The sequence below is a fragment of the Paenarthrobacter sp. OM7 genome (genome assembly GCF_029873575.1).
GTDB lineage: Bacteria > Actinomycetota > Actinomycetes > Actinomycetales > Micrococcaceae > Arthrobacter.
Genome location: NZ_CP123579.1, coordinates 3,703,108 through 3,721,904 on the forward strand (window position 1 = coordinate 3,703,108; position 18,797 = coordinate 3,721,904).

Sequence of the window (18,797 nt, forward strand, 5' to 3'; positions counted from 1 at the left end):
CGCCCTAGACTTGGCTTATGCCCATGAGTTCGCATGAAACGTTCAGCGTTGAGTCCGCGGTGGAACTGGCAGTGATCGAACGAAGTGGCTTTATAGAGTCCCGGCACATCGGCGCGGCCGTTGTTCTCGCCGGCGACGGCTCGGTGGTCACCCGTCTCGGTGACATCGATGCCCCCATCCTCGCCCGCTCCACTCTCAAGCCCTTCCAGGCCCTGGCCTCCATGCAGTCCGGCGTGCCCCTGCGTGGCGCACAGGTTGCTGTTGCCTGCGGCAGCCACACCGGGTCCCTGGATCACATGGACGTTGTGGAGGGAATGCTCAAAGCGGCTGGAGTGAAAGAAGAGAACCTCCAGTGCCCCACCGCCTGGCCGCAGGACGAGACTGCCCGAAACTGGCTGGTCCGGTCGGAGCGGGGCCAGTCCAAGCTGGCCTTCAACTGCTCCGGCAAGCACGCCGCTTTCCTGTGGGCCTGCACCGAAAACGGCTGGGACCTGCGCAGCTACCTTGAGCCGAACCACCCGCTCCAACAGAGGGTCCGGTCCGTCATTGAGGAATACAGCGGCGAACCCATCTCCCACCTGGGGATCGACGGGTGCGGTGCCCCTGTTGCCGCCATCTCGTTGACCGGCGTTGCCCGCGCCTATTCCCGGTTGGCCAAGTCCCCGGGGGATAAATCCTCCAACGCCCGGGCTGCCACCATCGCCACCTCCATGCTGGACTACCCTTGGGCCGTCCAAGGAACGGGCGAGTCCAACACCATCGTCATGGAAGAACTTGAGGTCCTGGCGAAAATCGGCGCCGAGGGCATTCTGGTCCTGGCCACGTCCACCGGCGCAACGGTGGCCGTGAAGATGCTGGACGGGAACCTCCGCGCCACGTCCTTGGTGGGACTCACCCTCTTGGCCGTGAGCGGAGCCGTGGACATTCCGGCCGTCTCCAACGTCCTGGAACGAGTAGTGGAGCCCGTCCTCGGAGGCGGACGCACCGTGGGCAAAATCCGGCTGGGCCACGCCGTCTCGGCCCTGCTCGACTAGTACTTCAGAGGAGAAAACCCATGGCCGTTGCACGACGCCGCGTCAACATTGAGGAAGGCCGCGCCGCGCTGGGAGCCTGGCGGGCCGCCGTCGAATCTTCCGGCACCGTTGGTTCGCCGGGCACCGTTGCCGGGAACCCGCCGTCGCGCTCGTTAATTGCGACGGCGGTCCGCTACTCGCTGGAGGAAGTCACCGCCCGCGCTCCCGGCAATTCGGTGGAGGTCCGCGTGCCGCCGTTCGGCGTCACCCAATGCGTGGAGGGTCCCCGCCACACGCGCGGAACTCCTCCGAACGTGATCGAGTGCGACGCCGCCACGTGGCTTTCGTTGGTCACCGGCAGCCTTTCGTGGGCGGACGCGGTTTCAACCCACCGGGTGACCGCGTCCGGCCTGCGCGCGGACCTCTCCGGGCTCCTCCCCCTCTAGGGAGTTTTTCTACAGCCAATGCCCCTAAGACCGTGTCTTAAGGGCATTGGCTGTATAAAACTCTGGAGTTAATCCGGGGTGGACGCCTGGCCACTCCGCTTGCTCATTTCGAATTGCGGGATGTCCTCCGCCGCGGGGCCACCGCGGAACTTCGGGGACGGTTCCTGGCCACCGCTGATGCGTTCGAGTTCTTGCTCCTCAAACACCTCTTCCTTGCCGAGCATGATGGCGGAGTCATGGTTGGTGATTTCGCCGTTGAAGGCGCGCAGCATGACGCTGCGGTCAAACTGGCCTTCCCATTTGGCCACCACGAACGTTGCCACGCAGTTGCCCAACAGGTTCACCACCACGCGCATGGAGTCCATGAGGCGGTCGGCTCCGAGGAGGAGTGCAACACCTGCTACAGGGAAGATGCCCAACGCTGCTGCCGTGGCGGAAAGCGCCAGGAAGGAGGAGCCCGGCACGCCCGCCATGCCCTTGGAGGTCAGGAGCAGCACGCCGAGGGCAGCCAACTGCTGGCCGAGGTCAAGATTGTGGCCGAACGCCTGGGCCAGGAACAGCAGCGAGATGGAGAGGTAGATCGCGGCGCCGTCGAGGTTGAAGGAGTAGCCCGTGGGAACTACCAGACCCGTGGTGGCACGCGAGCAGCCGGCATTGGTCAGCTTGGTCATGATGCGCGGCATGACCGCTTCGGTGGAAGCCGTACCGAGCGCCAGCAGGAACTCTTCACGGGTGTATTTGAGGAAGGACCAGAGCGGTACGCGGGCGAAGCCCCAGGCCACCAGGAACAGCAACGCGATGAAGACAATCGCCGCACCGTAGCAGGCAGCTATCAGGAGGGCGTAGGTACTGAGCGTGCCCAGCCCGTATTGGCCGATGATGAACGCCATGGCACCGAACGCGCCGATGGGGGCCACCTTCATGATCCAGGACATGATCTTGAAGATCAGCTCCAGGACGGTCTCCATGAGGCTGATGACCGGCATGCAGCGTTCGCGCCCGATAACCACGATCGCCGCACCGAAGAAGACCGAAAAGAACAGGACCTGGAGCAGGCTGTTGTTGGCGAAGGCGCCAATCACGCTGACGGGAATGACATCCAGGATGAATGCTGCTGCGTCCTTGGGAGGCGCGTTTCCGGTCTTGGCGTTGAGGGCGTCCTGGGACAGCGTGGAGGGGTCGATGTTCAGCCCGGCGCCGGGCTGAACGATGTTTCCCACGATGAGGCCGAAAACCAGGGCAAAGAGGGTGGCGCCGGTGAAGTACAGGAGCGCCTTGACCCCGACCCTTCCAACCGCCTTGACGTCGCCCACTGCCGAGATGCCTGTGACGATCACGAGGAAAATCAGCGGGGCAATGATCATTTTGATGAGTTGAATGAATCCATCACCCAGTGGCCGGAGGGCGGACCCGATGGTCGGCCAAAAATGGCCGATGAGTACACCTGCGACGACGGCGATCAGGATTTGAAAAAAGAGCGACTGGTACAGCCGCTTTTTCTTCTGCGGGGCCGAACTCGCCTTCAGCGCCGCGGGGTCTGGGATCTTCATTGATCTGAACCAATCAGTTTGGGAACAGCCCCACATTTTCGGGGGATATTTTCAATGTAATCCTGCTCACATCATTCCGCAAGGGGGAAATGAGTTTCCATATTATGGAAGTCACATTTGGTTTAGAAGGTCCGCGCCTGCACCTCCACCACCTTCTTTGAGCACGAAAATGCCCGCGACACACCCCCTGTGAGGCGTGTCGCGGGCATACGGCTTTCAAAGTGGGTGGTGGCGGTAAGCGGCCTGGCGGTCGGGGCAGGCTCTTGGGTTAGCCGCGGCCTACGAAGGGCATGCCGGCAGCCGTCACCACCAGGGAACCCACACTGGCTGACGCCGGCATGTTGGCCATCATCAGCACAGCCCGGGCGGCGTCGTCCACGGGGAACATGGGTTCCACTTTGCGGCTCCCGTCTGCCTGCAGCGCGCCGGAGCCGACGCCGATGGTGTCCATGATTTCGGTGCGGGTATTGCCGATGTCGATCTGCCCGCAGGTGATGCCAAACTCCCGGCCATCCAGCTCTATGCTCTTGGTCAACCCCGTCATCGCATGCTTGGTCACCGTATACGCCACAGACCTGGGCCTGGGCGAATGCGCCGAAATGGAGCCGTTGTTGATGATGCGGCCACCCTGGGGCTCTTGGGCCTTCATCGTCCGCACAGCCTCGGCCGCACACAGCATGGAGCCGGTCACGTTGACCCGCAGCGTCGCTTCCCACTCGTCCACACTGATCTCGCCGACGTCTCCGGCCGGCCCAAAGATCCCGGCGTTGTTGAACAGCACATCAACCCGGCCCCAGCGCCGGCGGACCTCCGCGAAAAGATGCGCGACGTCGTCGGGCGCTGTCACGTCGCACGGAACCGCAAGCGCCTCCGGATGGTCGCCGGCGGTCTCCAGCAGTTGCGCCTCACGGCGCCCGGCCAGCGCAACGCGGTAACCCTCGGCGAGCATCAGCCGGGCAACGGCCCGCCCGATCCCCGAACCTGCCCCGGTGACGACGGCGACCCTCGGGTTGGTGGGCGGACTGGAGTCGGTCATGTGGTTGCCTTTCGGGGAAATGAGGGTGGCAGTGTCAGCCCGCGGCTTGGCTTGCGGCCGGCTGGGGTGGCGTTGCTGGGGCTGAGGTTATCGGCCAGCCTATGACAGACTTCGGACGCGGCGTGGCATATGTCCTGACCTTGGAAGTGGACAGGCCAAGACGGACCAAGGACTCGGCAATGGTGACCGCCGCCGCCACGCCGTCCACTACGGGGACGCCGGTGCGCTGACGGATCTCCTCATCGAGTCCGGCCATGCCGCCACAGCCAAGGACTATCACTTCGGCTTTGTCTTCATGGACTGCCTGCTCGGCCTGGCCCACGATCGCCTCCACAGCACGCTCCGGATATTCCTCGAGTTCCAGGACTGCCATGCCGCTGGCCCTCACAGAAGCACAGCGCGCCTCCAGGCCAGCGAGCTTGAGGCGGTCCTCGATGAGCGGAACCGCGCGGTCCAGCGTGGTGACCACCGAATACTTGTGGCCCAGGAACATCGCGGTGCTGGCTGCGGCCTCGGTGATATCGACCACCGGGACATCCAGGAGTTCCTGGAGGCCTTCGCGGCCGTGCTCGCCATAGCCGGCCTGGATGACGGCATCGAAAGGCCCGGGGTAGTTGACCACGGCGTCCATGACAGCGATCGCCGCGAGGTAGCTCTCAAAGTTTCCCTCGCAGGAGTCGGCGCCGAAACGCGGGGTGATGCCGATGATCTCGGTGCCGGGGGCAGCTGCGGCACGGGCCTGGGCTGCGATGGATTCCGTCATGGACTGGGTGGTGTTGACGTTTGCGACAAGGATGCGCATGGAGTTCCTCTCAACGGCAGCGCCCGTCCCCTGCCGGCTGGCTTGGATCCGCTTGCTGGAACTCGTTGTGCCAGTGGGATCCGGGAGGACGGGCGACGCCGTGACGTTCGGTGTGTCAGTGGGTGCTGGCGACGGCGATCGGCTCGCCGGAGACGTCCTCGTGGACCTGCTTCTTGTCCGCGACAGCGAAGTACGTCAAAGCGGCGACGCCGGCTCCGATGAACCAGGCGAACGGTGCAGCTGCTGCCAGCCCGGGAATGAAAGCGATGGCAATGGCAATGCCGGCTGCCGGAAGCATGGCAATGATCGCTTTCGGGTTCACGCCGCGCTTGTAGAAGTAGGCACCCTTGGGATCCTCGGTGTAAAGCTCGGGGACATTGACCTTGCCGCGGCGGACCAGCCAGTAGTCGGCCATGACGACGCCGAACAGCGGGCCAAGCAGCGCACCGAGGCCACCCAGGAAGTACACGATGACAATCGGATTGTTGTAGAGGTTCCACGGAAGGATGACCAGGCCAATGGTGCCGCTGACCCACGCAGCCTTGCGGAAGTTCAGGTGCCGCGGGAACAGGTTGGTCAGTGCGTAGACCGGAGCCACGAAGTTGGCCATCAGGTTCACCGCGATGGTGAGGATCAGGAGGGCGAGGCAAGCCAGGACCAGCAGGAGGGTATTGGGGATGCTCTCCACAATGTCCGAGGGACTCTCAATGACAGTGCCGTTGATCTTGTACTGACCACCGGCCATCACCACAACGATGGCGCCGAAGAGCAGCATGTTGATGGGGATGCCCCAGAAGTTGCCCTTGACGATCGACTTCTTGGAAGCCGAAGAACGCGTGAAGTCGCAAAAGTTCAGGACGAAAGTTCCGTAGATGGAAACCCACAGTGCGCCACCGGCAAAAATGGTGAGCCACATTTCGGTACCTTCCAGGCCCTTGATGCCGCTCCACTGGATGGCTCCGCCTGCTTCGATGGAGACCCATACCGCGATCGCAGCCATGGTCACCAGGATGATGGGCCCGGCGAAGGCCTCGTACTTTCGGATCATTTCCATGCCGAAGCTGACGATCACCAACTGCACAATCCACAGTGCCACGAAGGAAAACCAGCCCAAGGTGGAGAGGCCAAGGATGGAGTTGCTGTCCAGGTCCTTCAGGCCGGGGGCCATGGCCACCAGCATGACGCGGAGGACCACCGAAGCCAGGTAGGTCTGGATGCCGAACCATGCCACTGCAACGGCGCCGCGGACCAGGCTGGCAATTTGTGCTCCGCGGATGCCAAAGCTGATCCGGCTCATGACCGGGAAGGGAACCCCGGTCTTCTCGCCCATGAACCCCGAGAAGTTCAGGAGGGCGAAAAGGAGGATGGCACCGATTCCGAGGGCCACCAGAATCTGCCAGCCGCCCAGACCAAGGGAGAACAGGCCGATGGCGAAGGCGTAGTTACCCAGGCTGTGGACGTCATTGGCCCAGAGGGTAAAGATGCTGTAGCTGGTCCACTTGCGGCCTTTGGCCTTGGTGGGAGCGAGGTCGATGTTGTAAAGACTGGGGCTGATGGTACGGCCTGATGCTTCGGAAGCAATGGCGCAGAGGTCAGTGTTGCCTACGACCGGATGGTTGGGGCCACCTGCGTCTTTGTCTCCCGGAGTCTCAGTGACGCCGACTGATGAAGTCGTCTGCATCGTGGATCTCCACTTCGTACTGATTCCACAATGCGGAATCTAGTTATTGAATAGTGAAAGCACTCTATGACTCAGGTCACGTAACGTCAAGGGTTGCGGGTGTATCCAGGGTCACATTCGGTTGCTTGGGCAAAGCTTTCCCAGTTGACTGATTCGGATACGCAATCCGTGTTGACGCTGCCCATCAGCAGACGTAATCTCGAATTGCAGAATTTTATTCTCACAATACGAAATTCCTTGAGCGCCCCCACAGAGCAAGCGCCCAGACATTCAATGAAGAGAGGTTGGACGTGGCTGCAGGAGAAGAGACCTCACACATCCTCAGCGGGTTGACTGCCCAGCTGCCTGATCGTGATCCGGAAGAGACCGCGGAGTGGATTGAGTCCCTTGATGCGTTGATCGCGGAGCAGGGTACCGAGCGTGCCCAGTACATTATGCGTTCGTTGCTTCAGCGTGCCGGCGCGAGGTCGGTGGGTGTGCCGATGGTGACGACCACTGATTATGTGAACACGATCCCGGTGGACCAGGAAGCGCCGTTCCCGGGGAACGAGGAGTTCGAGCGCCGGTATCGTGCGTACATGCGGTGGAATGCCGCGGTCATGGTCCACCGTGCGCAGCGTTCCGATATTGGTGTGGGCGGGCATATTTCCACCTATGCCGGTGCTGCGACGTTGTATGAGGTGGGGTTCAACCACTTCTTCCGTGGCAAGGACCATCCCTCCGGCGGGGACCAGGTGTTCTTCCAGGGCCATGCTTCCCCTGGCATGTACGCCCGGGCGTTCATGGAAGGCCGTCTGACCGAGGAGGATTTGGACGGGTTCCGTCAGGAGAAGTCCAAGGCCGGCCATGCGTTGTCTTCGTACCCGCACCCGCGCCTGATGCCGGATTTCTGGGAGTTCCCGACCGTGTCGATGGGTATCGGCCCGATGAACGCGATCTACCAGGCCCAGTCCAACCGGTACCTGCAGAACCGTGGCATCAAAGACACCTCGGACCAGCAGGTCTGGGCGTTCCTCGGTGACGGGGAAATGGACGAGCCCGAGTCCCGTGGTTTGTTGCAGCTCGCCGCGAACGAGAACCTGGACAACCTGAACTTCGTGATCAACTGCAACCTCCAGCGCCTGGACGGACCGGTCCGCGGCAACGGCAAAATCATGCAGGAACTCGAAGCGTTCTTCCGCGGTGCGGGCTGGAACGTGATCAAGGTCGTTTGGGGCCGGGAATGGGATTCCCTGCTGGAAGCAGACCAGGACGGGGCGTTGGTGAAAATCATGAACGAAACCCCCGATGGTGACTACCAAACCTACAAAGCCGAGTCCGGCGGGTTCGTGAGGGAACACTTCTTCGGCAAATCCCCGCAGACCAAGGACATGGTCGCGGATTTGGACGACGAACAGATCTGGGGCCTCAAACGCGGCGGCCACGACTACCGCAAGGTCTACGCCGCGTACAAGGCCGCGACCGAGTTCAAGGGCAAACCCACCGTGATCCTGGCCAAAACGGTCAAGGGCTACGGACTGGGCCCGCACTTCGAAGGCCGCAACGCCACCCACCAGATGAAGAAACTGACCATGGAAGACCTCAAAGCCTTCCGTGACCACCTCCGCATCCCCATCAGCGATGACCAACTCGACGCTGACCTCTACCGGCCCCCGTACTACCACCCCGGCATGGACGCCCCCGAAATCAAGTACCTCATGGAACGCCGGGCCGAGCTCGGCGGGTTCGTCCCCGAACGCCGCCGCAAACACACCGAGGTCACCTTGCCCGACGCGAAGTCCTACGACGTAGCCAAACGCGGATCCGGGAAACAACAAGCCGCCACCACCATGGCCTTCGTCCGTTTGCTCAAGGACCTGATGCGGGACAAGAACTTCGGCGCCCGGTTCGTGCCCGTCGTCCCCGACGAATCCCGGACCTTCGGGATGGACGCGTTCTTCCCGACCGCGAAAATCTACAACCCCAAAGGCCAGAACTACCTCTCCGTGGACCGCGACCTCGTCCTGGCCTACAAAGAATCCCCCGCCGGACAACTGATCCACCCCGGCATCAACGAAGCCGGCGCCGTCGCAGCCTTCACCGCCGCCGGGACCGCCTACGCCACCCACGGCGAACCCCTGGTCCCGATCTACGTGTTCTACTCCATGTTCGGCTTCCAACGCACCGGCGACTCCTTCTGGGCCGCAGCAGACCAAATGACCCGCGGCTTCATCATCGGCGCCACCGCAGGACGGACCACCCTCACCGGCGAAGGACTCCAACACGCCGACGGACACTCCCCCCTCCTGGCCTCCACCAACCCCGCCGTGAAAACCTACGACCCCGCCTACGGCTACGAAATCGGCCACATCATCCGCCACGGCCTCGAAGAAATGTACGGCGAGGCCTCCGAGGACCACAACGTGATGTACTACCTCACCGTCTACAACGAGCCCATCACCCAACCCGCGGAACCCGAAAACCTGGACATCAACGGACTCCTCAAAGGCATCTACAAACTCGCAGACGCCCCCACCGCGGACAGCACCAACACAGCGAACCGCCCCACCGCGAACATCCTCGCCTCCGGCGTGTCCGTGCCCTGGGCCCTCGAAGCCCAACGGATCCTCGCCGAAGACTGGAACGTCGCCGCCGAAGTCTGGTCCGTGACCTCCTGGAACGAACTCCGACGCGACGGACTCGCCGCCGAAGAACACGCCTTCCTCAACCCCGGCCAACCCGCCCGCACCCCGTTCATCACCGAACAACTCGCCGGCCACACCGGACCCGTCATCGCCGTCACCGACTACATGAAAGCCGTCCCCGACCAAATCCGCCAATTCATCCCCAACGACTTCGCCTCCCTCGGAGCAGACGGCTTCGGCTTCTCCGACACCCGCCAAGCCGCACGCCGCTACTTCAAAAACGACACCCACTCCATCGTCGCCAAAACCCTGCAGTTGCTGGCGGCGAGGGGCGAAGTCGAGGAGGGCGCGCCGTCGTACGCCATTGACCGTTACAAACTGCTGGACGTGAACGCCGGCACCACCGGCGGCGCAGGCGGCGACGCCTGACAACCCGCACAAAAAAGTTGGCGGCTGTGTTCGTATGGAACACTGCCGCCAACTTTTTTTCGCTGGTTTCTTTGGACCGGACCTAGGTACCCAGGTTCCTTCGGTCCACCACAAAGCCCGTTGCCGCATTTTCGCGGACGGCGTTGATGCCGGCCACCACGGCCTTGAGGTTCGGAAATTGTGGCGACACTGCCACAACCGTGCCGTCCTCGGCGGTGAGCCTGAACCGGAATGAGTTGGATCCTGCTTTGAGAATTTCGAAAGTGCCAGCCATATTTTCTGTTCCTTCACGCGTCGTTGCGTCTACGAGCTGACTGCACAACTCCCCCATCGACAATAATGGCCATTTACGCCGATCAAAAGGCCTACCCGCGGGTAATCTGCAACCGAATTAGGTAGATGTACCAGAAAGCAAGCCAGGAGCTAGAGACCGCATGCACCCCCGCGCGTATCGTGAGGATATGACTGACTCCGGCATGGCCCCCACCACGGGCGTGCTCCTCGCTGCAGGGGCCGGCACCCGCTTGGGGCGCGGCCCGAAGGCGCTGCTCCCATTCCGCGGCCGGACGTTGGTAGAGGTTCTGGCCAACACCCTGTTCGACGGCGGCTGCCGCGAGGTTGTGGTGGTACTCGGCGCCGAAGCCGACCGCGTCAGAAGCGTCACGGATCTGGGCCCCTACGTGGTGGTGGAGAACGAGCAGTGGGGTAAAGGCATGGCGGGCTCTTTCCGCGCCGGAATCGACGCCGCCACCCCTGGCAACAGCATCATGGTGGCGCTGGTGGACCAGCCCGGATTAACTCCGACGGCGGTGAGCAGGCTGCTGGGCAGCCACCGTCCCGGCCGGGTTACCGCGGCCGCGTACCCTGATGAGTCGGGCCACCTGAAGCGCAGGCACCCGGTGATTTTCGACGTCGGACTCCGCGCCGAAGCCGCTGCCGCGGCTCATGGCGACACGGGAGCGCGCTCGTTCCTGAAGGCCCATCCCGGCCTGGTGGACCTGGTGGACTGCAGCGACCTTTGCTCCGGCGAGGACCTGGACACGAAGGACCAGCTGCACTTGCTGGAGATGTAAGTATTGGTACCTGGGTCAAGGGCCCGGGTAACTTTGGACGCATGATCCGCATTGATCCTGACGATCCCGCACGCCCCGATGTCCACCAACTCCTCAGCGAGCACCTGGCCGACATGTTCGCCACGTCGCCCGCTGAGAGCGTGCACGCGCTGGACCACTCGGCGTTGTCACACGATTCCATCACGTTCTGGACGGCACGCGAGGATGGTGTGTTGCTGGGATGCGGTGCGTTGAAGACGCTCTCCGCCGGGCAGGCCGAGATCAAGTCCATGCGCACTGCGGCCAGCGCGCGGGGACGCGGAGTGGCCACCTTGATGCTGGGGCACATCGTGGCCGAAGCCCGTGTGCGAGGGTTCGAGCGCCTGAGCCTGGAAACGGGAACCGAGGATTATTTCGCTCCGGCCCGCCGGTTGTATGCCCGGCATGGTTTCACCGAATGCCCGCCTTTCGGGGACTACACCCTGGACCCGAACAGTGTGTTCATGGAGCTCGCCGTCTCACCCAAGTGAGTAACAGCAAACGTCGCACTGAGGGCTCATACCGACGTTTGCTGTTACTCAGTTGGGCTACACGGGCGCAGTGGTGCGGTCGCGGAGGGCCAGGTAGATCTTGTCCCGCGCGATGGGCAGCTCGCCAAAGCGGATCCCCGTCGCGTTGCGGATGGCGTTGGCCAGCGCGGGCGCCACCGGGTTGAACGGGCTCTCGCTCATGGACTTCGCGCCAAGGGGGCCAGTGGAGTCATTGGTAGCGGCGAAGTACACCTCGCTCCGGGGCACGTCAGCGAACGACGGGATGTGGTACTGCCGCAGGATGTCCGTGGTGACCCGTCCGGCGTCGTCCACTTTCACTTCCTCGTACAGCACCGCTCCGAGGGCCTGCGCAATGCCGCCCTCGATCTGTCCACGGCATTGCCGCGGATTCACCACAACACCGGCGTCGGCGGCCTGGACACTCTGCAGGATCCTCAGCTCACCGGTTCCCGTATTAACGGCAACCCGGAAGCCATGGACGTTGAACGCGACAGATCGCGGCGTCCCACCCCAGTTGCCGTCGGTGGCGAGCCGAACGCCCTGCAGCCGGGCGGCGTCGACGATTTCCGCCAGCGTCACCGTGCGGTCGCCACACTCGACGGCGCCATCCACCAGCCGGCAATCCGTCAGGGCCGCTCCGGTCAGCGAAGCGGCCACCGTCTGGATCCGGGTGGCGAGTTCCAACGCGGCACCGAGTGTCGCCTTGCCGGCCACCACGGTTCCGGCCGAGCCAAAAGCCCCGGTGTCGTGCTCCACGAGGTCGGTATCGGACTGGCGGACCGCCACCTTGGACGCCGTGGTCGCAAGCGCCGTGGCGGCCAGCTGCGCGTGAACAGTTGTGGTGCCGTTCCCAAATTCGGCAGTACCGACGTCGACGGCGAACCTTCCGTCCGCTTCCAGGCTCACCCGGGTGTGGGCGAAATGGCCGCGCGGCGGGACGGTGTCGATCATGGACAGGGCCGCGCCCTCCCCCACCACCCAGTCCGGTCCGAGGTCGTCCAGTCCGGCGGCGCGGTATCGTTCCTTGCCCCGGTCCAGGGCGTCCCGCACCAAAGCAACACACTGGTCCAGGCCGTAGCTTCCGTAGTGCACGTCTTCTTCCGGCTCGGGTGTGGTGGACAGCATGTGATCACCGGGGCGGACCATGTTCTTGAGCCGGAATTCGAGCGGATCCATGCCGATGCCGACAGCCAGCTCATCGATGGCCGACTCGATCGCGAAGATCATCTGGCTCAGCCCATACCCGCGGAAGGCACCGGCGGGGACGGTGTTGGTGTACACCGCGTGCGCGTCCACTTTCTTGTTCACGCACTTGTAGACGGCCAACGATTCGCCACAACCGTGGAACATCACTCCCGGCGCATGGTTTCCGTAGGCACCGGTGTTGGTGAGGACGTTCAGTTGAAGCGCGGTGAGGGCACCGTCACGGCTGGCACCCGCCTTGAGGTGAATGGTGAAGGGGTGGCGCGTAGTGGTTGCCGTGAACTGCTCAGTACGGGTGAACTCCAGCTGGACGGGCCTGCGAAGAGCCAAAGCGGCAAGCGCCACCAGGTCCTCGGTGAGGACTTCCTGCTTGCCACCGAATCCGCCGCCAACCCGGCCGGCCACCACCCGGATGGTCTCCGGCGCAAGGTTGAACACCCGGCTCAGCGTCCGTTTTACCAAGAAGGGAACCTGCGTGGAGGAACGGATCATCAAGCGACCCTCCTCATCCAGCCAGGCAATGGAAGCATGCGTTTCCATGGCCACGTGCTGCACCCGTTGGGTTTGGTACGTGTGCTCGTGGATGAAGTCCGCAGCCGCGAACCCATCAGCAACACTCCCAAGTTCGGCATGGACCTCTGCCACCACATTCTGGAGCGGGCGGGAAATGCGGGAGAAGACTCCGTCCTTTTCTCCGTGAATTGCCGGGGCTCCGGGAAGGATGGCTTCCTGCGGAGTGAAGACCGGTTCCAGCAGTTCGTACTCAACAGCCAAGGCGCGGGCGCCGGCCTCTGCCGCCCCAACGGACTCGGCGACGACGGCCGCAACCCGCTGGCCGATGAACCGCACCACGTTATCCAACACACGGGTGTCATCGGGATCGTCGGTGTAATTCTCGTGTTGGGCCGTGGAGAACAGCAGCTGCGGTGCGTCCTCATGCGTGAACACCGCCACGACGCCGGGAACCGCCAGCGCCGGGGCCTTGTTGATGGACACAATCCGGGCATGCGGGTGCGGCGAACGAAGGAGCTTCATGTGCAGCAGGCCCGGAAGTTGCCCGGCCGGGACATCAAGGGTGTAGCGGGCGGTTCCGGTGACCACAGCCTGACCGGCGGGTGCGGGAACGTTGTCGCCGAGCTGACCGGGAGTGGCGGGCACAACCGCGGTGGGAACGGCAGCTGGCGACTGCGCCCCCGAAACGTCAACTCCGGCGTCGTGCTGGTGATCGCCGCCGTGGCCGCAGACCGCGTCCGCGATGGAGCGGTAACCGGTGCAGCGGCATAGGTTGCCCTTGAGGTTGCGCGGCAGGTTGGCGCGTTGCTCGTCATCGAAGGTGGCCGCGGTCATCATCATTCCGGCAGTACAGAACCCGCACTGGAAACCCTGGGCTTCCAGGAACTGCTCCTGCACTGGATGCAGGCCTTCTGCGCTGCCCAAGCCCTCGACGGTGGTGACTGCTTTGCCCTCGGCACGGACAGCCGGGTAGATGCAGCTATGGACGGGTGTTCCGTCAACGTGGACGGTGCAGGCTCCGCAGTCGCCGCCGTCGCAGCCCTTCTTGACGCCAAAGTTGCCCTCTTCGCGGAGGAACGTGCGGAGGCACTGGCCGGGGCGGGGTGTGGCCTGCGAGGCAGTTCCGTTGATCTCAATTGCCATTCGGGGCCTCCTTCTGCTGGGTGGTGGATGGTGCGGGCTGCGTGGACGGCTGGGGCGAGGTGTTGTGTGGCGGCCAGAAATCGCCGGACACGGTCATGGACTCGCCCAGCAGTTCCGCCCGGATTTCTTCGGCCAGCTTGAACGTCATGTCGCGGCGCCAAGCGGGGAGCCCGTGGATATCGTCGTGGTACAGCGGCCAGGGAATTGATTCGCCGACGGCGTCAGCCAACGTCCCGGCGTCGGGAACCTGCCCGGCAGGGAACCTCAGTTGTACCGGCCTTTTGGTCGAGGCAGTCACAGTGATGACCAAGGCGCCGTCGGGGTCGAGCCGTCCGATCAGCAGCACGCCTGAGCGCCCGAGGTTGCTGAGGGACAAACGCCGGAAGGCAACCCTCGCGGAAAGGGCGCCGGCGGGGAGATGGATACTGCGCAGCAGCTCTCCCGGCGCCAGGTCAGTCTGCATATCCCCTGTAACGACGTCGGCCACCGGAACTTCCCGGCTGGTGCCATCCGCACTGAGGATGGTGGCGATGCCGTCCAGTCCGGCGCACAACGACGTCATGGGCCCTGCCGGGAGGCCGGTGCAAATATTGCCGCCCACCGTGGACATGTTCCAGATCTTGAACGAAGCCACGAACGAGTCGCAGCAAGGGCGGATCAAGGCCAAGCCAGGCCATTCACGGCTGGCTGCTTCGGCAGTTTGCGGCAAGGCGTACAGCTGCGCAACGGTGCAGGTGGCGGCGAGTTCGATGCCCTTGTCCGTCACGGTCACGGGGGGCCAGCCGGCCTGGCCAAGGTCAAGAAGCCGTTTGAGGACGGTGCTTCCGTAGGAGAAAAGGACCGTGCCACCGGCGAGCCAGGCATCGCCGTCGCGCCATTGTGCGGGGTCCGTGGTGGGGACCACGGCCTCGATGGTGTTCATGTCCATGGGTCCTCCTGAGTGAGGTGTTGAGGTGCTGGGTGGATCGGAGCCGGGTGAATCGGGCCAATGCTGTCCTTGAGTGAAGGGAAGCCCGGGGTCTTTCCGGCCGCACTGCCCCCTCGCTCCTGGGCGGCCGCCCCGCGTTCCGCCACGATTTCCGCCGTAATGGATACCGCTACTTCCGCGGGGGTCACGGCGCCAAGGTCCAGTCCGATAGGTGAATGCAGCCGTTCCAAGGACTCCGGCGTCGTGCCGGCCTCGAGCAAAGCGTCGACGCGCTGGCGATGGCTTCTACGTGATCCCATCGCCCCGACGTAGGCCAGGTTGAACCGGAGTGCGGTCTCCAGCAAGGGAATATCAAACTTTGGGTCGTGAGTCAGGACGCACACCACAGTCCGGTTATCGATGCGGCGGGCCGCTGCTTCGGCTTCCAGATAGCGGTGCGGCCAATCAGTGACAACTTGGTCTGCCCCCGCGAAGCGGCTTTGCCGGGCGAAGGCAGGCCGGGCATCGCAGAGGGTGACGTTGTAGCCGAGCAGTTGTCCGGCGGGGAGCAACGCGGCGCCAAAGTCGTTGGCACCAAAGATCAGCATCCGCGCGGCCGGCAAGCGGCTTTCGACGAATAGTGTGATGGGCTCGGGCTGGGTTTCCTCTTCCTGGTGCTCAGCTGCCCACCTGTCCGTGGTGACCCAGCCATCGATGCAGCCCTCCGGCGGGGCGAGCCGGACCAAGCCGGCACGTCCGCCCTGGAGCAGCGGCTCCACCTGCGCGGCGGCCGCGAAGAGTGTGGAGGGATGGTCTCCCACCAGCTTGGCCAGTTCCTCCGATTCCATCGCGCGGAACCTCACAGGATCATGCACGACGACGACACCGCCCGCCGCATCCAGCCTGCGGATCAGCGCCACGGCAGGAGGGGCCACGGAAAGCTGGGCTTCGGAAGGGTGTGCCGTGGTGGACTGGCCTTTTAAGGATGACAGTCCGGAGAAAACCGAAAGTTCAGTGAAAACGGAAAGTTCCGGAGAGCCTGCTCCGAGCGGCTGGATGTGGACTTCCAGTTCTCCTCCACAGGTGAGCCCTGCAGCGAAGGCGTCCTCGGAACTGTAGCCGAACGACTCAAGGCGGGGGCCGCCGTCGCGCATTGCTTCCAGGGCCGCTTCCACCACGGCACCTTCCACGCAGCCTCCGGACAGGCTGCCCAGTATTTCGCCATGTTCGGAGACCATCATGGAGGTCCCCATGGGCCGCGGCACGGAGCCGCCGGTCCCTACGATCGTGGCCACAGCACATCGCTGGCCGGAGACCGCAGGCCGCCAGCTGCCCAGTGAAGGCATCAGATCCAGCATGGCAACACGTCCTTTTTCCAGGTGTCCCGGCCGGGTGGCCCGGCCAGAGCAGTGCGCGATCTTGCCTCATATTCTCATTTCCAGAGGTTGTTGAGGGGAAGTCGCGGCTAAGTCAGTAAGAGTTCAGTCAGTCAGAGTTCATAGGAACGGGGGCAAGGGCTTCATCTCCCTGCCCCCGTTCCTTGACGGAGCGTCGACCGCCCAACCGCCGCCCGCCGTCGTGCCTGTATTAAGAGGACGACGACGGCGGACGCCTATTCGTGCGGTGGGTACCGACGGACCGCCGATCAGAGTGCCGGAATGACCGCCGGCGCGGGGTGCGGCTCCGGGTCAGACGCCCATCAGGGCGTTGATGGGGCCGCGGGCGAAGTAGATGATGAAGCCTGCCGTGACCACCCACATGAGCGGGTGAACTTTCTTGGCCTTACCCGACGCTGCGCTGATCACGGCGAAGGAGATAAATCCGACGCCGATGCCGTTGGCGATCGAGTACGTCAGCGGCATGGTCACGATGGTCAGGAACGCAGGGAGCGCGATGGAGAACTTGGTGAACTTGATCTCGCGGATCTGCGCCATCATCATTGCACCCACCACCACCAGGGCTGCTGCTGCAACTTCCAGCGGCACCACCGAGGTGAGCGGCGTGAAGAACATCGAACCCAGGAACAACAGGCCGGTGACCACGGAGGCCAAGCCGGTACGGGCACCTTCGCCGATGCCGGCAGCGGAGTCGATGTAGACGGTGTTGGATGAACCGGACGTTGCGCCACCCACCACTGCGCCCATGCCTTCAACAATGAAAGCCGACTTCAGCTTGGGGAAGGTACCGTCCTTGTGTGCCACACCTGCGCTCTTGGCCAAGCCGGTCATGGTGCCCATGGCGTCGAAGAAATTGGTGAACACCAGGGTGAAGACCAACATGGTGGCCGCCAATCCACCGATCCTGGCGAAGGAGCCGAAGAGATCGAACTGGCCCACCAGGCTAAGGTCCGGGACGGACACCAGCTGGCTGGACAGGATGGGTACGTTGAGGTGCCAGCCGCCGGGGTTGTCGGCGCTGCCTGGACCAATGCGGAACACGGCCTCGGCAACAGCGGCGAGGACAGTAGTGGCGACGATGCCGATCAGCAGGCCGCCTTGGATTTTGCGTGCCACGAGGATGCCCATGGTCAGCAGTCCGATGATGAAGACAAGGGTGGGGATGGAGGTGATGGAGCCGTTGTCGCCGAGCTGAACCGGTGGGCCGCCCGTGGTGGCGCGGACAAAGCCGGAGTCCACAAAGCCGATGAAGGCGATGAACAAGCCGATGCCAACGGTGATGGCTGCCTTGAGCTCCTTGGGAACTGCCTTGAAGATCGCCGTCCGGGCGCCGGTGGCACCGAAGATGACAATCAGGATGCCGTTGATGACCACAAGTCCCATGGCTTCAGGCCACGTGACTTCCTGGATCACCGCGACGGCCAGGAAGGAGTTAATGCCCAGCCCGGCCGCGAGGCCGAAGGGCAGGTTGGCGATGAGACCGAAAACAATGGTCATGACGCCGGCGGTCAGGCCGGTGACGGCGCCAACCTGTGCAGCCGAAAGCCAGCCGCCGGCGACGTCGGTGGGCGCGTTTTCGGCTGAGAAGCCGCCAAGGATCAGCGGGTTCAGGATGACGATGTACGCCATGGTGAAGAACGTGACCAGGCCGCCGCGGAATTCGCGGGCCAGCGTGGATCCACGCTTGGAGATCTGGAAGAACTTGTCCAGGAAGGAGTTCGACACCGGGGGCTTCTTGTTGCCACCTGCCAGGCCGGTTGCCGTGTGCTTTGCCGCTGTGGGCTCTGCGCTGTCTCCCTGGGGAAAGAGCGCAGCCTGCTTTTCAGCTGCTGTCTGCTTTTCAGCGGAATTATCCAGGATTGTCATGTCAGCCACCGGGCCCTAGTAGTCAATCCTGGAATCAAGCGTGTTCCATGTGTTGAACGGCTGGAGGGCCGCCGGAGCCTGGGGGTCGCCCAGTTCCAGCTTGGCTACCGGCATCAGCGCGTCCCGGTTGTCATTCTCGAAGTACTCGTAGAAGACAGCGTCATCGAAGCCGACGGATGCGGCGTCGTGACGGTCTGCGGCAAAGAACACGCGGTCAACGCGTGCCCAGAGTGCGGAGGCCAGGCACATGGGGCATGGCTCGCAGCTGGTGTAGAGGGTTGCTCCGCTGAGATCGAAGGTTCCCAGTTCGCGGCAGGCGTTGCGGATGGCCGTGACTTCTGCGTGGGCGGTGGGATCGTTCGTGGCGGTGACGCGGTTGACGCCTTCGAAGGCTCGTCCGTCCGCGGTGACAATGACGGCGCCGAACGGGCCCCCACTGTTGAGGACATTGGCTGTAGCCAGCTCAATGGATGTGGCCAGGAATTGCTCGGCCGTGACGGTTTTACTCATGTTGCGACTTCCTTAGTGCTGAGGAAGCCAGGTGACCTATGTGGGGGCGCTACAGAGAAGAGCTCCAGTTAGCT

General features: G+C 63.5%; 15 protein-coding genes. 5 read left to right on the forward strand and 10 right to left on the reverse strand.

What is annotated here, in order from left to right; all coding sequences use genetic code 11:
* The first annotated feature begins 17 nt into the window (after positions 1-17).
* Together QEH68_RS17010 and QEH68_RS17015 are read left to right on the forward strand one after the other, a co-directional pair.
* The gene (locus tag QEH68_RS17010; protein ID WP_280623504.1) at positions 18-1,034 is read left to right on the forward strand and encodes an asparaginase; all 1,017 of its coding nucleotides are present in this window, start codon (positions 18-20) and stop codon (positions 1,032-1,034) included.
* 20 nt (positions 1,035-1,054) lie between these two features.
* Complete coding sequence (locus QEH68_RS17015; RefSeq protein ID WP_207594667.1) at positions 1,055-1,459, forward strand: sterol carrier family protein; 405 nt, start codon at positions 1,055-1,057, stop codon at positions 1,457-1,459.
* 68 nt (positions 1,460-1,527) lie between these two features.
* Here QEH68_RS17015 and QEH68_RS17020 read toward each other — a convergent pair whose 3' ends face one another.
* From QEH68_RS17020 to QEH68_RS17035, 4 genes are all read right to left on the reverse strand, one after another.
* Positions 1,528-3,009 (reverse strand): cation:dicarboxylase symporter family transporter, encoded by a 1,482-nt coding sequence (locus QEH68_RS17020; RefSeq protein WP_207594669.1) that lies wholly within the window; start codon positions 3,007-3,009, stop codon positions 1,528-1,530.
* Positions 3,010-3,277: 268 nt separating this feature from the next.
* Positions 3,278-4,045 (reverse strand): SDR family oxidoreductase, encoded by a 768-nt coding sequence (locus tag QEH68_RS17025; protein ID WP_280623505.1) that lies wholly within the window; start codon positions 4,043-4,045, stop codon positions 3,278-3,280.
* Positions 4,046-4,079: 34 nt separating this feature from the next.
* On the reverse strand, positions 4,080-4,847 hold the full coding sequence (locus QEH68_RS17030) for an aspartate/glutamate racemase family protein (RefSeq protein WP_280623506.1): 768 nt from the start codon (positions 4,845-4,847) through the stop codon (positions 4,080-4,082).
* A gap of 115 nt (positions 4,848-4,962) precedes the next feature.
* Complete coding sequence (locus QEH68_RS17035; protein WP_280623507.1) at positions 4,963-6,528, reverse strand: NCS1 family nucleobase:cation symporter-1; 1,566 nt, start codon at positions 6,526-6,528, stop codon at positions 4,963-4,965.
* A gap of 290 nt (positions 6,529-6,818) precedes the next feature.
* Here QEH68_RS17035 and aceE point away from each other — a divergent pair, with 290 nt between their 5' ends.
* Positions 6,819-9,581, forward strand: coding sequence for a pyruvate dehydrogenase (acetyl-transferring), homodimeric type (gene aceE / locus QEH68_RS17040; RefSeq protein WP_280623508.1), 2,763 nt, complete (start codon positions 6,819-6,821; stop codon positions 9,579-9,581).
* An 82-nt stretch (positions 9,582-9,663) separates the two neighbouring features.
* Here aceE and QEH68_RS17045 read toward each other — a convergent pair whose 3' ends face one another.
* A complete protein-coding gene (locus QEH68_RS17045; RefSeq protein WP_207594679.1) occupies positions 9,664-9,855 on the reverse strand; it encodes a DUF1508 domain-containing protein in 192 nt (63 codons plus the stop codon).
* 160 nt (positions 9,856-10,015) lie between these two features.
* Here QEH68_RS17045 and nboR point away from each other — a divergent pair, with 160 nt between their 5' ends.
* Positions 10,016-10,654 (forward strand): nicotine blue oxidoreductase, encoded by a 639-nt coding sequence (gene nboR, locus QEH68_RS17050; protein WP_207594681.1) that lies wholly within the window; start codon positions 10,016-10,018, stop codon positions 10,652-10,654.
* Positions 10,655-10,695: 41 nt separating this feature from the next.
* Positions 10,696-11,163: a GNAT family N-acetyltransferase gene (locus tag QEH68_RS17055; RefSeq protein WP_280623509.1), complete on the forward strand. Its 468-nt coding sequence runs from the start codon at positions 10,696-10,698 to the stop codon at positions 11,161-11,163.
* Positions 11,164-11,220: 57 nt separating this feature from the next.
* Here the strand turns inward: QEH68_RS17055 and QEH68_RS17060 are convergent, their stop codons facing one another.
* From QEH68_RS17060 to QEH68_RS17080, 5 genes are all read right to left on the reverse strand, one after another.
* The gene (locus QEH68_RS17060) at positions 11,221-14,043 is read right to left on the reverse strand and encodes a molybdopterin cofactor-binding domain-containing protein (protein WP_280623510.1); all 2,823 of its coding nucleotides are present in this window, start codon (positions 14,041-14,043) and stop codon (positions 11,221-11,223) included.
* Entirely contained in the window at positions 14,033-14,971 is a 939-nt protein-coding gene (locus tag QEH68_RS17065; RefSeq protein WP_280623511.1) for an FAD binding domain-containing protein, read from the reverse strand. The genes QEH68_RS17060 and QEH68_RS17065 overlap by 11 nt, the downstream gene beginning before the upstream one ends.
* On the reverse strand, positions 14,962-16,308 hold the full coding sequence (locus QEH68_RS17070) for an XdhC/CoxI family protein (protein WP_280623512.1): 1,347 nt from the start codon (positions 16,306-16,308) through the stop codon (positions 14,962-14,964). Before QEH68_RS17070 ends, QEH68_RS17065 begins: the two co-directional genes overlap by 10 nt.
* Positions 16,309-16,638: 330 nt before the next feature.
* Entirely contained in the window at positions 16,639-18,222 is a 1,584-nt protein-coding gene (locus QEH68_RS17075) for an NCS2 family permease (RefSeq protein WP_207594691.1), read from the reverse strand.
* 6 nt (positions 18,223-18,228) lie between these two features.
* A complete protein-coding gene (locus QEH68_RS17080) occupies positions 18,229-18,723 on the reverse strand; it encodes a nucleoside deaminase (protein ID WP_280623513.1) in 495 nt (164 codons plus the stop codon).
* Between the last annotated feature and the right edge of the window lie 74 nt (positions 18,724-18,797).

Excerpts from the sequence above, each read along its gene's own strand:
- QEH68_RS17010 (WP_280623504.1), top strand. The coding sequence starts at position 18 with ATGCCCATGAGTTCGCATGAAACGTTCAGCGTTGAGTCCGCGGTGGAA.
- QEH68_RS17015 (WP_207594667.1), top strand. The coding sequence starts at position 1,055 with ATGGCCGTTGCACGACGCCGCGTCAACATTGAGGAAGGCCGCGCCGCG.
- QEH68_RS17020 (WP_207594669.1), bottom strand. The coding sequence starts at position 3,009 with ATGAAGATCCCAGACCCCGCGGCGCTGAAGGCGAGTTCGGCCCCGCAG.
- QEH68_RS17025 (WP_280623505.1), bottom strand. The coding sequence starts at position 4,045 with ATGACCGACTCCAGTCCGCCCACCAACCCGAGGGTCGCCGTCGTCACC.
- QEH68_RS17030 (WP_280623506.1), bottom strand. The coding sequence starts at position 4,847 with ATGCGCATCCTTGTCGCAAACGTCAACACCACCCAGTCCATGACGGAA.
- QEH68_RS17035 (WP_280623507.1), bottom strand. The coding sequence starts at position 6,528 with ATGCAGACGACTTCATCAGTCGGCGTCACTGAGACTCCGGGAGACAAA.
- QEH68_RS17045 (WP_207594679.1), bottom strand. The coding sequence starts at position 9,855 with ATGGCTGGCACTTTCGAAATTCTCAAAGCAGGATCCAACTCATTCCGG.
- nboR (WP_207594681.1), top strand. The coding sequence starts at position 10,016 with ATGCACCCCCGCGCGTATCGTGAGGATATGACTGACTCCGGCATGGCC.
- QEH68_RS17055 (WP_280623509.1), top strand. The coding sequence starts at position 10,696 with ATGATCCGCATTGATCCTGACGATCCCGCACGCCCCGATGTCCACCAA.
- QEH68_RS17060 (WP_280623510.1), bottom strand. The coding sequence starts at position 14,043 with ATGGCAATTGAGATCAACGGAACTGCCTCGCAGGCCACACCCCGCCCC.
- QEH68_RS17065 (WP_280623511.1), bottom strand. The coding sequence starts at position 14,971 with ATGGACATGAACACCATCGAGGCCGTGGTCCCCACCACGGACCCCGCA.
- QEH68_RS17070 (WP_280623512.1), bottom strand. The coding sequence starts at position 16,308 with ATGCTGGATCTGATGCCTTCACTGGGCAGCTGGCGGCCTGCGGTCTCC.
- QEH68_RS17080 (WP_280623513.1), bottom strand. The coding sequence starts at position 18,723 with ATGAGTAAAACCGTCACGGCCGAGCAATTCCTGGCCACATCCATTGAG.